At 72.4% G+C, this 13,168-nt stretch carries 15 protein-coding genes and 1 tRNA gene; 8 read left to right on the top strand and 8 right to left on the bottom strand.

The window, feature by feature from the left end:
* Positions 1 to 263 precede the first annotated feature (263 nt).
* From BCL65_RS06330 to BCL65_RS06320, 3 genes are all read right to left on the bottom strand, one after another.
* Positions 264 to 340, bottom strand: a tRNA-Pro gene (locus tag BCL65_RS06330).
* A gap of 89 nt (positions 341 to 429) precedes the next feature.
* The gene (locus BCL65_RS06325) at positions 430 to 1,338 is read right to left on the bottom strand and encodes a metallophosphoesterase (RefSeq protein ID WP_243400837.1); all 909 of its coding nucleotides are present in this window, start codon (positions 1,336 to 1,338) and stop codon (positions 430 to 432) included.
* 11 nt (positions 1,339 to 1,349) lie between these two features.
* Positions 1,350 to 3,725: a transglycosylase domain-containing protein gene (locus BCL65_RS06320; protein WP_106266239.1), complete on the bottom strand. Its 2,376-nt coding sequence runs from the start codon at positions 3,723 to 3,725 to the stop codon at positions 1,350 to 1,352.
* Positions 3,726 to 3,866: 141 nt separating this feature from the next.
* On the opposite strand from BCL65_RS06320, the gene BCL65_RS06315 reads away from it, so the two are divergent.
* Complete coding sequence (locus BCL65_RS06315) at positions 3,867 to 4,028, top strand: DUF4177 domain-containing protein (RefSeq protein ID WP_098464656.1); 162 nt, start codon at positions 3,867 to 3,869, stop codon at positions 4,026 to 4,028.
* Positions 4,029 to 4,036: 8 nt separating this feature from the next.
* Positions 4,037 to 4,504 (top strand): RidA family protein, encoded by a 468-nt coding sequence (locus BCL65_RS06310; RefSeq protein ID WP_106266236.1) that lies wholly within the window; start codon positions 4,037 to 4,039, stop codon positions 4,502 to 4,504.
* 287 nt (positions 4,505 to 4,791) lie between these two features.
* Here BCL65_RS06310 and BCL65_RS06305 read toward each other — a convergent pair whose 3' ends face one another.
* Positions 4,792 to 5,469: a Crp/Fnr family transcriptional regulator gene (locus BCL65_RS06305; protein ID WP_106266234.1), complete on the bottom strand. Its 678-nt coding sequence runs from the start codon at positions 5,467 to 5,469 to the stop codon at positions 4,792 to 4,794.
* Between the two features lie 202 nt (positions 5,470 to 5,671).
* Between BCL65_RS06305 and nth the strand changes: the two genes are divergently transcribed.
* A complete protein-coding gene (gene nth / locus BCL65_RS06300) occupies positions 5,672 to 6,403 on the top strand; it encodes an endonuclease III (RefSeq protein ID WP_243400836.1) in 732 nt (243 codons plus the stop codon).
* A gap of 106 nt (positions 6,404 to 6,509) precedes the next feature.
* Here the strand turns inward: nth and BCL65_RS06295 are convergent, their stop codons facing one another.
* Both BCL65_RS06295 and BCL65_RS06290 read right to left on the bottom strand, forming a co-directional pair.
* The gene (locus tag BCL65_RS06295; RefSeq protein ID WP_106266482.1) at positions 6,510 to 7,439 is read right to left on the bottom strand and encodes an alpha/beta fold hydrolase; all 930 of its coding nucleotides are present in this window, start codon (positions 7,437 to 7,439) and stop codon (positions 6,510 to 6,512) included.
* A 26-nt stretch (positions 7,440 to 7,465) separates the two neighbouring features.
* Positions 7,466 to 8,212 carry a response regulator transcription factor gene (locus BCL65_RS06290; RefSeq protein ID WP_106266230.1) on the bottom strand — a complete coding sequence of 249 codons (747 nt, stop codon included), beginning with the start codon at positions 8,210 to 8,212 and terminating at the stop codon, positions 7,466 to 7,468.
* A gap of 87 nt (positions 8,213 to 8,299) precedes the next feature.
* On the opposite strand from BCL65_RS06290, the gene BCL65_RS06285 reads away from it, so the two are divergent.
* Positions 8,300 to 9,034, top strand: coding sequence for a hypothetical protein (locus tag BCL65_RS06285; protein ID WP_106266228.1), 735 nt, complete (start codon positions 8,300 to 8,302; stop codon positions 9,032 to 9,034).
* A 33-nt stretch (positions 9,035 to 9,067) separates the two neighbouring features.
* Here the strand turns inward: BCL65_RS06285 and BCL65_RS06280 are convergent, their stop codons facing one another.
* Complete coding sequence (locus BCL65_RS06280) at positions 9,068 to 9,730, bottom strand: YceI family protein (RefSeq protein ID WP_106266226.1); 663 nt, start codon at positions 9,728 to 9,730, stop codon at positions 9,068 to 9,070.
* A gap of 178 nt (positions 9,731 to 9,908) precedes the next feature.
* Here BCL65_RS06280 and BCL65_RS06275 point away from each other — a divergent pair, with 178 nt between their 5' ends.
* Together BCL65_RS06275 and BCL65_RS06270 are read left to right on the top strand one after the other, a co-directional pair.
* Positions 9,909 to 10,373 carry a thioredoxin family protein gene (locus tag BCL65_RS06275; protein ID WP_106266224.1) on the top strand — a complete coding sequence of 155 codons (465 nt, stop codon included), beginning with the start codon at positions 9,909 to 9,911 and terminating at the stop codon, positions 10,371 to 10,373.
* Positions 10,370 to 10,855 carry a DUF4395 domain-containing protein gene (locus tag BCL65_RS06270; protein WP_106266222.1) on the top strand — a complete coding sequence of 162 codons (486 nt, stop codon included), beginning with the start codon at positions 10,370 to 10,372 and terminating at the stop codon, positions 10,853 to 10,855. Before BCL65_RS06275 ends, BCL65_RS06270 begins: the two co-directional genes overlap by 4 nt.
* Positions 10,856 to 10,879: 24 nt before the next feature.
* Here the strand turns inward: BCL65_RS06270 and BCL65_RS06265 are convergent, their stop codons facing one another.
* On the bottom strand, positions 10,880 to 11,257 hold the full coding sequence (locus BCL65_RS06265) for a DsrE family protein (protein ID WP_106266221.1): 378 nt from the start codon (positions 11,255 to 11,257) through the stop codon (positions 10,880 to 10,882).
* Between the two features lie 154 nt (positions 11,258 to 11,411).
* Here BCL65_RS06265 and BCL65_RS06260 point away from each other — a divergent pair, with 154 nt between their 5' ends.
* Positions 11,412 to 12,002: an FABP family protein gene (locus BCL65_RS06260; protein WP_106266219.1), complete on the top strand. Its 591-nt coding sequence runs from the start codon at positions 11,412 to 11,414 to the stop codon at positions 12,000 to 12,002.
* Entirely contained in the window at positions 11,999 to 13,168 is a 1,170-nt protein-coding gene (gene ygfZ, locus BCL65_RS06255) for a CAF17-like 4Fe-4S cluster assembly/insertion protein YgfZ (RefSeq protein ID WP_106266217.1), read from the top strand. The genes BCL65_RS06260 and ygfZ overlap by 4 nt, the downstream gene beginning before the upstream one ends.

Below are 13,168 nucleotides of genomic sequence, written 5' to 3'. Positions count from 1 at the left end.
GAGGCGGCAGCACTCTGTCGCCCGCATCCAGCGCTGTGGCGAGACCGAGGGGGAGCCGGAACTGCGGATGTCGAAGAGGTCGCAAACCGTCGAGTCGGGGCTTGTGACCAGCGCGAACGTGTTCGAAGGCGTGGTGCACGAAGAGGTCGCATGACGTCGATACGCCAGCGATGGAGCCAGCAGCAGGGACGAAGAGGCCTCCCCGGACAATGCGAAAGGACCGCTGTCCTGAGCAAATGCCCAGGTCAGCGGCCCTTTTCGGCTGGTCGGGGTGACAGGATTTGAACCTGCGACCTCTTCGTCCCGAACGAAGCGCGCTACCAAGCTGCGCCACACCCCGAAGGACTGCATCCACAGCACAGGACGAGCCCGTCCGCGGAAGCCTGCTCAGAATAGCCGACGATCGCCCGGGAACGAAAACCGGATCCGCTAACGCGCCGTGAACGTGATCAGGGTCGCCTCGGGGCGGCACGCGAATCGCACGGGCGCGTACGGCGAGGTGCCCGCGCCGGCCGAGACGTGCAACCAGGTGGAGTCCTCGCCGTCGGGCGCGTCCGGGCGGGCGCCGGGCCAGCCGTGCAGTCCCTTGGCCCGCCGCCGGTCGATGTCGCAGTTGGTCACCAGCGCCCCGTAGAACGGCACGCAGAGCTGGCCGCCGTGCGTGTGCCCGGCGATGATCGCGTCCGCGCCGTCGGCGTACATCTGGTCGAGCACACGCGTGTACGGGGCGTGCGTGACGCCGAGCCGGAGCAGCGCCTCGCCCTCGTCGGCGTGCGCCGGGCCGGGTGCGGGGAAGTCGTCGAGGCCCAGGTGCGGGTCGTCGACGCCCGCGAACGCGATGCGTCGTCCGTCGACGACGACGGCGTCACGCCGGTTCGTCAGGTCCACCCACCCGGCGCCGGACATCGCCGCGGCCAGCTCGGCGGCCGGCAGGTTGGGCGCGCTGCGGGTACGGGGGCCGGATCGCGTCCACAGGTAGCGGGCGGGGTTCTTCGGCTTCGGCGCGTAGTAGTCGTTCGACCCCATGACGAAGGCGCCCGGAGCCTGCTCGAGCAGCGGCTCCAGCGCGTGGAGCAGCGGACCGAGGGCCTCGCGGTGCGCCAGGTTGTCACCCGTGTCGATGACCAGATCCGGCTCGAGGGCTGCGAGCGACCGCACCCAGGCGATCTTGCGGTGCTGGGTGGGGGTGAGGTGCAGGTCGGAGACGTGCAGGACCCGCAGGTCGCGCTCACCGGTCGGCAGGGCCGGCACGGTCACGTGCCGGACGGTGAAGAGCTTGGTCTCCAGATGGGCGTAGGCGAGCCCGGCTGCCGCGACGGTGACGATCCCGCCGAGCACCCCGCGGGCGCTCAGTCGTCGCCCCCGTTGCCGTTGCCGCCGCCACCGCCGTTGCCGCCACCGCCGCCGCCACCGCCGCCGCCGCCGCCGCCGTTGCCGCCGCCGCCGCCGTTGCCGCCGTTGTTGTCGCCGTCGCCATTGTTGTCGCCGCCGTCGTCGGACGAGTCAGAGGACTCTTCGTCGTCGTCATCGGTCGACGGCGGGACGTACGGCGCCGGCGCCTGCCCGATGAGGTTCTGGTCGGGCGAGCCGAATTCCTGCACAGGCATGCCCTCGACGGCCACGTCCATGTATTCCTTCCACGCCGGAGCGGCGACCGACGAGCCATACAGGGGGTCGTACCAGTTTCCGTTGACGTACATGCCGCCCGTGTGGTCCTCGGTCTGGCTCTCGACCGAGCCGACCCATACCGTCGAGGCGAGCTGCGGAGTGAAGCCGCTGAACCAGGTCTGCGCGGCGGCCTGCGAAGTACCCGTCTTGCCGGCCACCGGCCGTCCATCTGCCAAACCGCCAAGCCGTCGCGCAGTACCGTCGGTGAAGACCTTCTCCATGGCGTACACCATGGTGTTTGCGATGTTGCTGGGCAGCGCATTCTTGTCGCACTGGGACTGGGGGACGTCGTACGACATCCCGTCGGGCCCCGTCACCTCGGTGATTGCCACCGGCGTGCAGAACGTGCCGCCCGAAGCCAGGGTCGCGTACGTCGAGGCCATGTTCAGCGGCGAGGACTCCTGCGTCCCGAGCACCATCGGAGCCTGGATGTCGATGTCGGTCTTCTTGACAGTGCCCGTATTGAGCGGCCCGACTCCCGACTTGCTTGTCGGCCGGAAACCCATGTCGAAGGCGGTGCTGCGAAGATCGCAGAGATTGAGCTGAGCACCCATGGATGCGTACGCGGTGTTGACCGACTCGTAGGTCGCCCGGAGCACAGAGATGTTCCCGGCGGTGTTACCTTCGGCGTTCCTCGGAGACCAGGTTTCGGTACCGAGGCTACCCACGCACGGCGACGTGAAGTTGCCGACCGTGTATGTGTTGTGGTTGGCGCTGACCGTGTCGTTCAGTGTGTGTCCACTGCGCAGCCACTCCGCGAGCACGATCGGCTTGAAGTTCGAACCCGGCTGGAACCCGCCCGACGCGCCGTGGATGTAGTCGGCGTTGTAGTTGACGGTCGTGTCGCGGGAGGCCTTGTCGGCGGCCTTCGTCCCCGTGTAGGGCACGTTCTGGGCCATCGCCTTGATCTTGCCCGTGCCAGGCTCGACCGAGACGACGGACGCCTCGAGTCCGCTCTCGTCGCCTTCGGGAACCGCGCTCTTGATCGTCTTGTACGCCTGGCGCTGCATCTTCATGTCCAGCGTGGTGTGGATCTCGAGCCCGCCACGGTAGAGCAGCTTGTTGCGGTCGGCCCGCGTCTCGCCGTACGTCGCGTCGAGGAGGATCTCCTTGATCACGTAGTCGCAGAAGAACGCCGATCCGTTGGCCGACTGGCAACCGGCCGACACCGGCGTCACCTTCAGGGTGTCCTCGAGCGGCGTCTCCTGCGCTTCCTCGCGCTGCTCGGTGGTGATGTACCCGAGCTTCCACATGTTCTGCAGGACGAGGTTGCGGCGTTCCTCCGCGTTCTCCGGGTTCTGCGTGGGGTCGAACTGGCTCGGCGCCTTCGTCACACCGGCGATGGTGGCCGCCTCGACCGGCGTCAGGTCGATCGCGGACTTGTCGAAGTAGTAGCGGGAGGCAGTCTCGACGCCGTAGATCTGGTTCTTGCCGTACTGCGCCACGTTGAGGTAGCCCTGGAGGATCTCCTCCTTGGACATCTTCTTCTCGAGCGCGATGGCCATCTTCGCCTCGCGGAGCTTGCGGTTGAGGGTGTCCTCGTGCGCGTCGATCACCGCGAAGGGGTCGCCGTCCTGCAGCGCCGCCTCGATGAGCATGTTCTTGACGTACTGCTGCGTGATCGTCGACGCGCCCTGCGTGTCCGAGCCGCTGAGGTTGTTGACCGCCGCGCGGGTGATGCCCTTGGGATCCACGCCGTTGTGCTCGTAGAAGCGCTCGTCCTCGATGGCGATGGCCGCATGCTGCATGTGCTCGGAGATCTCCTCGAGCGGTAGCACGATGCGGTTCTGGTAGTAGAACGTGGCCAGCAGCTTGCCGTTGCTCGCGTAGATGCGCGACTGCTGCGACAACGGCTGCGGCTCGAGCTCGGCCGGCACGTCGTCGTACATCTCGATGGTGCTGTCGGCGGCGGCGTTGGCGCCGGCGACCGCCGGGATGACGAACCCCGCAGCGAGCACGCCACCGGCGCCGGCGGCGAGCAGGAAGGCGAGCAGGAGCGCGACCATCTGGGTCGCGGGGATCGTGCGCGTCATGCTGCGCGGCTCAGAGTTCGCCATGTTCCAAGCCTAGAGGGTCACTCCGACGGGGCCAGCCGATCCGCGCGCCGCGCGTGTGCAGGTCCTGTGGAGCGGTGGTCGAGGCCCGAGAACGGCCGGTCCCGGACGTCGGGCTTCACCCGCTCGGGCTACCATCGCCGCATGGCTACCACGTGGGAATACGCGACCATCCCCCTCCTCATCCACAACACCAAGGCGATCCTGGACCAGTGGGGTGCGGACGGCTGGGAGCTCGTGCAGGTCGTGCCCGGCCCGGACGGCACCGGGCTGGTCGCCTACCTCAAGAGACCCTCCGGCGCGTGAGCGCGGGTATGAGCATCGACAGCCGCCTCGCCGAGCTGGGCATCACCCTGCCCGACGTCGCAGCACCGGTCGCGGCGTACCAGCCGGCGGTCCGCTCGGGGCGCTACGTCTACACGGCCGGGCAGCTCCCGTTCGTGAGCGGCGAGCTGCCCGTCACGGGGAAGGTCGGCGAGGGCGACGGTCTCGTCGACGCCGCCACGGCCACGGACCTGGCCCGCACCTGCGCGCTCAACGCGCTCGCTGCGGTGCGCTCCGTCGTCGGCTCGCTCGACGGTGTCCGCATCGTCAAGGTGACCGGGTTCGTCGCGAGCGACCCGTCGTTCACCGGTCAGCCCGCCGTCCTCAACGGTGCCAGCACGGTGCTCGGTGAGATCTTCGGCGACGCCGGCACGCACGCGCGCTCCGCCGTCGGCGTCGCGGTCCTCCCGCTGGACGCCCCGGTCGAGGTCGAGCTGATTGCTGAGCTCACTGCCTGACGCCAAGATACTGACGCGGACGGTGGCGCGATCCGTCGCGCGGTCGCGTTCACGCGCCCCAGGGGGCGCTCCACTTCGGGAAAGAGACGACCGCGCGACGGATCGCGCCACCGTCCGCTTGGTCGTCCCGCCTTGCGCTGTGCTCACCGCAGGCCGAGGAACGAAGCGGGGATGACGAAGCCCTCTGCACGGTCGTCGATCCCGAAGTGGAGGGCGCGCAGCGCCCGTGAACGCGACCGTGCAGAGGGCTCCGTCATCCCCGCGTGAGCGAGCCAGACGAGGGAGGCTCAGCGAGCCCTTCGCTCCAGGCGGTCCAGGTCCAGCAGGACGACGGCGCGGCCCTCGCGCCGGACCCAGCCGCGGGTCGCGAAGTCGGCCAGCGCCTTGTTGACGGTCTCGCGGGAGGCGCCGACGAGCTGGGCGAGCTCCTCCTGCGTGAGGTCGTGGGCGACGCGGACGCCCTCGTCGTTGGGCTCGCCGAACCGGTTGGACAGGTCGAGCAGCGCCTTGGCGACGCGGCCGGGCACGTCGGAGAAGACGAGGTCGGCGAGGGTCTCGTTCGTGCGACGCAGCCGGCGGGCCAGGGCGCCGAGCAGCGTCGTGGCGACGTTGGGGTGCGCGGCGATCCACTGGACGAGGGCCTGGTGGCGCAGCTCGTAGCAGAGGGCGTCGGAGACGGACGAGGCCGTGGCGGTGCGGGGGCCGGGGTCGAACAGCGACAGCTCGCCGAACATCTCGCCCGGTCCGAGGATCGAGAGCAGGTTCTCGCGGCCGTCGCTGGAGCGGCGACCGAGCTTGATCTTGCCCTGCGCGATCACGTACAAACGATCGCCCGGCTCTCCCTCGCGGAACAGGACGTCTCCGCGGGTCAGCTCGACGGGGATCATCGACTCGAAGAGTGCCTTCGACTCTTCGCTGTCCATGTCCGCGAAGAGGGGGGCGGAGAGCACGACGGTGTCGTCCACAGGAATCCTCACGTTCTCAGATGTCGTCCGCGCGGGACGGTGCTGTCTCGAAATGTGTTCCAGGTCTCAGTGTGCCTCACGCAGGGGCATCGTGCCTGGAAGGGTCGGTCTCGGGTGGCTCCCCGGCGAACGAACGAGCGGCCGCCGCGGTTCCTGTCAGGGCACCGCGGTCGGTGTCGGAGGTGGCCGATACGCTGCCGAGGTGACCGCCGAGAAGCCACAGCAGCCTACCCCGACGGGGGAGTCGCCCCTGGCGCTGGTCCGCCGAGCGCGGCGGATCGACCGCGTGCTCGCCGCGACGTACCCGGAGGCGCGCGCCGAGCTCGACTTCACGACGCCGCTCGAGCTGCTGATCGCCACGGTGCTCTCCGCGCAGACGACGGACGTGCGGGTCAACGCGACGACCCCCACCCTGTTCGCCCGCTATCCCGACGCGGCTGCCCTCGCCGGCGCCGATCCTGCGGAGATGGAGGAGATCCTGCGTCCGCTGGGCTTCTACCGGGCCAAGACCCGTGCGGTGATGGGCCTCGGCCGCGCACTGGTGGAGCGGTACGACGGCGAGGTGCCCGCCCGCCTGCAGGACCTCGTCACGCTTCCTGGCGTCGGGCGCAAGACGGCGAACGTGGTCCTGGGGAACGCGTTCGGCGTCCCGGGGATCACGGTCGACACGCACTTCGGCCGGCTGGCACGGCGGCTGGGCTTCACGACGGAGGAGGACCCGGTCAAGGTGGAGCACGCCGTCGGCGCCATCTTCCCGAAGAAGGACTGGACGATGCTCAGCCACCACCTCGTGTGGCACGGGCGGAGGATCTGCCATGCGCGTCGTCCGGCGTGCGGGGCCTGCCCGGTGGCCCGGTGGTGCCCCTCGTACGGCGCGGGCGAGACCGACCCGGCGGCCGCGGCGAAGCTCGTCCGCACGGGCGGCCGGGCCTGAGCGGCACTACCTCGCCGGGCCGGCGACTACCTCGCCGGTTGGGCCACTACGTCGCCGGACGCGGCACTACCTCGGCAAGCGAGGCACTACCTCGGCGGGTGGGTGACTACCTCGCGGCGAGGGCGTGCGGGAGCCAGTCGGCGAGGAGGGCGTCGACCGCGTCCGGGGCCTCCTCGGCGAGGTAGTGGCCGGCACCCTCGACCACCTCGAACCGGAAGTCGCGCGCGAGCGCCGCGCCGTCGACGTCGGCCGTCGCGGCCCGCACGAATCCGTCGGCGGTGCCGTGCACCTGCAGCACGGGCACGTCGATCGGCCGGCGCAGGGCCGCCAGGAACCGCCGTCCGCTGGGCCGCGCGGCGTATCGCGTCAGCCAGCGCAGGGACTCGACCGAGCTGTGCGCGGCGAACGGGATGCGGATGACCTGGCGGTACCGGTCCACGACCTCTGACGGCAGGGGTCGGGCCGCACCCGCGGCGAGCACGCGGGCCACCTCGTCGCCCCGCGTCAGGCGACGTTCGGCGACCGACGGAAGCTGGTAGAGGGCGAGCGTCTTGCGGGCGGCGGGGGTCAGCAGGCGCCGCCCGGGCACGTGCAGGCGCAGCGGGTGCGGCGAGGCCAGGGAGACCACACCGGCCGTGACGGCGGGCTGCAGCGCCGCCATCGCCCACGCCAGCGCACCGCCGGTGCCGGAGCCGACGACGACGGCACGGTCGTGACCGAGGGAGCGCACCACGCCGGCGACGTCCCGCGTGCGGGTGGGGATGTCGTGCCCGGAGGGCGGCTTGTCGGAGGCGCCCACGCCGCGCAGGTCCATCGCGGCGACCCGGACGCCGTCGTCGGACAGCGCGGAGAGCTGGTGGCGCCACGCCCACCACATCTGGGGAAACCCGTGCAGGAACAGCACGAGCGGGGCGCGGTCGCCGTTGCCCCGGGCGGGGCCGGCCGTCGCGACGTGGAACCGGGAGCCGTTGGCCGGGACGAACTCGTGACGCCACGGCCCGTCCACGAGGGCGGAGGTGTAGTCGGTGTCGGGCATGGCGGTCACGCGCCGAACCTACCGGTTCAGCCGCCCGAGGACACCCGCGTGGAGCCTCGGGCGCCCGAGCCCGGGTCGTCGCCCTCGTCGTCGCGGGGCTCCTTCGGCGGGTCGAACCGGTAGCCGACGTTGCGCACGGTGCCGATGAGCTGCTCGTGCTCGGGCCCGAGCTTGGCGCGCAGGCGGCGCACGTGCACGTCGACCGTGCGGGTGCCGCCGTAGTAGTCGTAGCCCCACACCTCCTGCAGGAGCTGGGCGCGGGTGAAGACACGGCCCGGGTGCTGCACGAGGTACTTGAGGAGCTCGAACTCCTTGTAGGTGAGGTCGATCGGCCGGCCGCGGAGCCGGGCCGTGTAGCCGCCGGCGTCGATCGCGAGCTCGCCCGCGGAGATCTCCTGGGGCGAGTCTTCCGCCGGGCCGTGGGCCGACTTCTCCACGACGAGCCGCAGGCGGGCCTCGACCTCGGCGGGGGAGGCGTTCTCGAGCAGCAGGTCGTCCGCGCCCCACTCGTGGTTGACGACCGTGAGCCCACCCTCGGTCAGGACGAGCACGAGGGGGACGGTGAGGCCGGTCGCGTGCAGCAGCCGGCAGGTGGTGCGGGCGGCGACCAGGTCGCGGCGCGCGTCGAGCAGCACGACGTCCGAGTCGGGGGCGTCCACCAGCGCGGACGGCTCCATCGGCAGCACCCGCACCTTGTGCGAGAGCAGACCCAGTGCGGGCAGTACCTCGACCGACCCGCCTGTCGCGGGGGTCAGGATCAACAGCTCGGCCACGCGCACCTCCTCCCGCCACCGGTGGTGGTAAAGGTACCGTGCCCTGCGCCGGAGATCACAACGGGTCGGCATGCGAGACTCTTCGTCGTGACCGTGACCACCCGTGCCGTGACGACCGCCGCGCTCGCCGCGCTCGTCGCCGCCGCGGCGTACCTGGGGCCGCTGTGGACGACGGCCGCCGCCGCCGGTCTCGTGGTGCTCGTGGCGGTGGGCTGGGCCGCGCTCCTGCGGCTGCCCGCGGAGGGCGCGACCGTGCTGGTGGTGCTGCTCGCCGGCCTCGGCGGTGTCGCGATGGCGTGGGCGACCGAGGACGAGCCCGTGCTGCGCAACGTCCCCCTGGTCATCGCGATGGCCCTGGTCCTCGCCTTCGTGGCGCAGATGCTCCGGCGTGGCGGACGCCCCCGGCTCGTGGAGTCGGTGAGCGGCATGACGGCGGGGATCGTCGTCGCGGTCTCCGCCTCCGGCTGGGTCGCCACGGGGCGCTCGGACGCCGGTGCGGCGCTGGTGCTGACCAGCGCCGTGGCGCTCGCCGTCGCCGCCGCGGTCTCGGCGCTGCCGATCGCCGGCGGCTGGACCGGCTCGCTCATCTCGGTCGCGCTCGGCGCCGTGGCGGGAGCGGGCACCGCGTCGGCGGTCCCGGAGGTGGAGCCGGTCACCGGCATGATCGCCGGGCTCGTGGCGGGACTGGTCGCGGCGGCGCTGCGCTTCCTCTTCGAGCGCCAGCCGACGCTGTCGCTGCGCCGGGCGGGCCTGACGGCCGCCGCGGTCCCGGTCGTGGTGACGGGGATCCTCGTGTTCGTGGTGGGCCGCGTCGTCATCTGACGTGCCCGGCCGTCCGGCACACCGTCGGAGGCCTCATCCGTCGACGCGGATGGCCTCGCCCGCGAGCTCGATGCGGACGGTCTTGGCGACCAGCACGCCGCCGGCCTCCAGGGCGACGTTCCACAGCAGCCCGAACTTCTCCCGCTCGAAGTCCGCGGTGGCGCTGAACCCGAACAGGTGGCGGCCGTACGGGTCGGTGCCGACGCCGCCGAACTCCGCGTCGAGCGCGATCGGGTGCGTGACGCCACGGATCGTCAGGTGCCCGTGGAGCACGAACCGGGTGCGTGACCCGGCCGTGGCGCGCTGGGTGTCGACGTCCCGGCCGGGCAGGCGGCCCTTGAGCGCCGCCCACGAGAAGATCGGGTCGGGCGCGGGGTTCCACTCCACCCCGGTGGACCGGAACTCGATCGTGGGGAAGACGTCGACGTCGAGGAAGTCGGGGCTCTTGAGGTGCGCGTCCCGGTCGGCGTGCGCGGTCTCGATGGACGCGGCGTCGATCGACGCCGCCACGGTGGAGGCGAGCGGGTCCTCGGCGACGTGGATGACGGCGGAACCGGTGCCGAACTGCCCACGGACGGGGCTCACCATCATGTGCATCGCCAGGAAGCCGATGCGCTGGTGGGCGACGTCGAGCTCGTAGGTCCCGGGGGCGGGGACGACGAGGTCGTTCCAGATCCGGGTGGGGGCGTCGGTCATCGCGGGTCCTCCAGGGTGCCCGCGGCGGCTGCCGCTGCACCCGTCTCGTGAGCGGGTTGGCGGCGGTGCCGTGGCGTCGGGGCGCGTACGCTACGGCGCATCGCAGGCTCCACGGTACCGGGAACATTCATGCAAACGGATCTGTTCCCCGCCGGAGAAGGACCACAGGGAGGTCAGGATGTCCGTGCAGTGGCCGTCGCTCGTCGCGCTCGTCGTGCTGACCGCCGTCGTCGGCCTCGTCTGGCGGGGTCGGCAGGGCCGCCTGCGCCGGCACGACGGCGCCGCGGCCGGGGACGCGTCGGCGGTCTGGGCCGCCGACCTCGCCGCCCTGGGCGCTCTGCCCGGCGCGCGGGCCACGTTCCTGCAGTTCTCCGCGCCGGTGTGCGCCCCCTGCCGCGCCACCGCCCGGGTGCTGGGAGCGCTGTCGGCCGGGGAGCCCGGCGTCGCCCACGTGGAGGTCGACGTCGAGACCCACCTCGACCTGGCGCTCCGTGCGGGTGTCCTGCGTACCCCGACCGTGCTCGTGCTCGACGCCGCCGGGGCGGAGGTGGCTCGCGCGTCGGGAGCCATGACCCCCGCTCAGGCCCGGGCCGCGCTCGCCGCCGTCACACCGATCGACCAGCCTTCCGGGAGGAACGCATGACCCGCACGCACCGCACCGCACCGCACACCCCGGAGGGGACGACGGCGGAGCCCGCCGGGATCGACCCCCGCGGTCCGCGCGTGGGAGCGGGGATCACCGCGGCGCTGCTCGCCGTCGTCGTGCTGCTGGGGCCCACCACCCCGGCGCTGGTGCTGCTCGCCGTCGTCGCGCTGAGCTTCCTGCCGGGCGCGGTCCGCGGTCCTCAGGCGACCTGGCAGGGCTGGCTGTTCCGCCTGCTCGTCCGCCCGCGCCTCGGCAGCCCGGAGCACCTGGAGGACCCGCGCCCGCCGCGGTTCGCCCAGCTCGTGGGCCTCGCGGTGACCGGTGCTGGTGTCGTGCTCGGCCTGGCCGGCGTCCTGGCGGCGGTGCCGTGGGCGGCGGGGATCGCCTTCCTGGCGGCGGCGCTCAACGCCACCGTCGGGCTGTGCCTCGGCTGCGAGCTCTACCTGATCGGCCGGCGGCTCCGGCGCGCCCGGGCCTGAGGCGCTGCACGCCGCCGGGCGCGGTCAGTAGACGAGCGCCTGCGCGCCCGGCCGCAACGACTCCTCGACGAACACCGGGGCGCCCGCGATCCGGACGCCGTCGAGCACGTCGTCCGGCCCGATCCCGCGCCGCGCGGCGCACTGGGTGCACAGCGTGACGGTGCCGGCGGCCAGGACCCCTGCGAGCAGGTCGCCGGCCGGCGCCGCGTGCTCCAGCTCGAGCTCGTCCGCCCGGCCGGGCAGCGCGAACCACGCCGACTCGCCTGTGAGCCACAGGGACACCTCGACGCCCGCCGCCACGGCCGCGGCGGCGACGGTCAGCGCCTGGTTGGTGGCCTCCGCCCGCTCGGTGCCGGCCGTGCTCTTGACGACGAGGGAACGCTGCGATGTGGTCTCGGTCATAGCGCCGACCCTAGCCGTGGCGCCGCGGTTAGGATCGGAGCATGTCGGTCGAAGCACTCGAGATCTTTTTCACCAGCCTCCTGGTCGTCACGGTCGGCGTGATCACCTGGTTCGCGGGCTACGTCGTCTACAAGCTGTTCCAGGGCCAGCGCTGATGCCTTTCGCCTTCCCCGAGGGACTCGCGCCCGAGGTGTACCCGCTCGCCTGGCTCGTCGGCCGGTGGACGGGTGCAGGCGTCATCAAGTACGAGGGCATCGCCGAGACGCCGTTCCGGCAGGAGCTCGTCTTCGACCACGACGGCGGGCCGTACCTGCGCTTCGCCTCGACGCTGCGCGTGCGTTCCGCCGCGGCGGCGGACGGCGAGACGACGGACGGCGAGGCGCCGGACGGTGCCGGCGAGGGCGACGACGCCTTCGACACCGTGTGGTCCACCGAGACCGGCTACTGGCGCATCTCGTCGGAGCGTCCCGACGACCTCCCCGAGGGCAAGCACGCCCTCGAGGTGCTGGTGACCGACGCGTCGGGCCGGCTCTCGCTGTTCCTGGGCCTCGTGGGCGACGGCCGCGTCGACCTCGCCACCGACTTCGTCGCCCGCACGTCCACCGCGGCCGAGGTGACCGCCGCCAAGCGGCTCTACGGCAACGTCGAGGGCCGGCTGCTGTGGCTCGAGGAGCTCGCCGCGTTCGGTCACCCGATGGGCTCGTACGCCTCCGGCGAGCTCGACCGCGTCGACGGCCTGTCATGACCTACCGCAGCCCGGTCCTGGACCGCCCCGGCGCCGTCGCGGCGACCGGTCCCGACGAGGGCGTCGCCTGGCACTACGGCGAGCCCGTCGCCGAGCAGCGCGCGCTCGCCCGCGGCGGCGCCGTCGTCGACCAGTCCCAGCTCGGGGTCGTGCGCCTCACCGGTCCCGACCGCCTGACCTGGTTGCACTCCATCACCTCGCAGGACGTGGAGCACCTGGCGCCGCGGACCTCCACCGAGCTGTTCGTGCTCTCGCCGCAGGGGCGGATCGAGCACGCGCTCGGCGTCGTCGACGACGGCACGTCCACCTGGCTGATCACCGAGCGCGACCACGTCGAGCCCCTCGTCGCCTGGCTCACGCGCATGCGGTTCATGATGCGGGTCGAGATCGACGACGTCACCGGCGAGTTCGCCGCGATCGGCGAGCCCGTGGCCGCCGAGGGGGCCGAGGGCGAGCCCGTGACGTGGTGGGACACCTGGCCGCGCGTCGCCGTCGGCGGCACCCGGTACGGGCCCCCGGAGGAGGAGCATCCCGGTGCGGACCGCGCGTGGCGGCTCGTGCTGGTGCCGCGCGAGACGCTCGCCGACGCCGTCGCGGAGCGGGAGGCCGCGGGCTGGCGCCTCGCCGGCACCTGGGCCACCGAGGCGCTGCGGGTCGAGGCGTGGCGCCCGCGGCTGGCGCGCGAGGTCGACGACCGCTCCGTGCCCCACGAGCTCGACTGGCTGCGGACCGCCGTCCACCTGCACAAGGGCTGCTACCGCGGCCAGGAGACGGTCGCGCGGGTGCACAACCTGGGCCGCCCCCCGCGGCGCGTCGTCATGCTGCACCTCGACGGGTCGCAGCACGTGGTGCCCGAGGGCGGCGCGGAGGTCCGGCGCGACGGCGCGGACGGCAAGGTGGTCGGCACGGTCACCTCGGTCGCGCGTCACCACGAGCTCGGTCCGGTGGCCCTCGCCGTGGTCAAGCGGAGCCTGCCGGACGACGCGCCGCTCGTCGTCGTGGGCACCGTCGGGACCGGCGCGGACGCCCAGGAGCTGGTGGTCGACGCCACCCAGGAGACGATCGTGCCCGGTGAGGGTGTCTCCGCGGACCGGCCCGAGGGCCGGCGCGAGACGTTGCGGGGACTGACCCCCCGCGGTGGCGACGGGTCGCAGAGCCTGCTGTGA

The organism is Isoptericola halotolerans (genome assembly GCF_003003075.1).
In the GTDB taxonomy this organism is placed as follows: Bacteria; Actinomycetota; Actinomycetes; order Actinomycetales; family Cellulomonadaceae; genus Isoptericola; species Isoptericola halotolerans_A.
The sequence above is the reverse complement of the archived record's forward strand: the minus strand, read 5'-3'. Positions and strand labels throughout refer to the sequence as shown.

What these genes read in the sequence shown, in the direction of transcription:
- BCL65_RS06315 (WP_098464656.1), top strand. Translation starts at nt 3,867, where the DNA reads ATGGCTACCACGTGGGAATACGCGACCATCCCCCTCCTCATCCACAAC.
- BCL65_RS06275 (WP_106266224.1), top strand. Translation starts at nt 9,909, where the DNA reads ATGTCCGTGCAGTGGCCGTCGCTCGTCGCGCTCGTCGTGCTGACCGCC.
- BCL65_RS06295 (WP_106266482.1), bottom strand. Translation starts at nt 7,439, where the DNA reads ATGCCCGACACCGACTACACCTCCGCCCTCGTGGACGGGCCGTGGCGT.
- BCL65_RS06270 (WP_106266222.1), top strand. Translation starts at nt 10,370, where the DNA reads ATGACCCGCACGCACCGCACCGCACCGCACACCCCGGAGGGGACGACG.
- BCL65_RS06320 (WP_106266239.1), bottom strand. Translation starts at nt 3,725, where the DNA reads ATGGCGAACTCTGAGCCGCGCAGCATGACGCGCACGATCCCCGCGACC.
- BCL65_RS06260 (WP_106266219.1), top strand. Translation starts at nt 11,412, where the DNA reads ATGCCTTTCGCCTTCCCCGAGGGACTCGCGCCCGAGGTGTACCCGCTC.
- BCL65_RS06280 (WP_106266226.1), bottom strand. Translation starts at nt 9,730, where the DNA reads ATGACCGACGCCCCCACCCGGATCTGGAACGACCTCGTCGTCCCCGCC.
- BCL65_RS06310 (WP_106266236.1), top strand. Translation starts at nt 4,037, where the DNA reads ATGAGCATCGACAGCCGCCTCGCCGAGCTGGGCATCACCCTGCCCGAC.
- ygfZ (WP_106266217.1), top strand. Translation starts at nt 11,999, where the DNA reads ATGACCTACCGCAGCCCGGTCCTGGACCGCCCCGGCGCCGTCGCGGCG.
- BCL65_RS06265 (WP_106266221.1), bottom strand. Translation starts at nt 11,257, where the DNA reads ATGACCGAGACCACATCGCAGCGTTCCCTCGTCGTCAAGAGCACGGCC.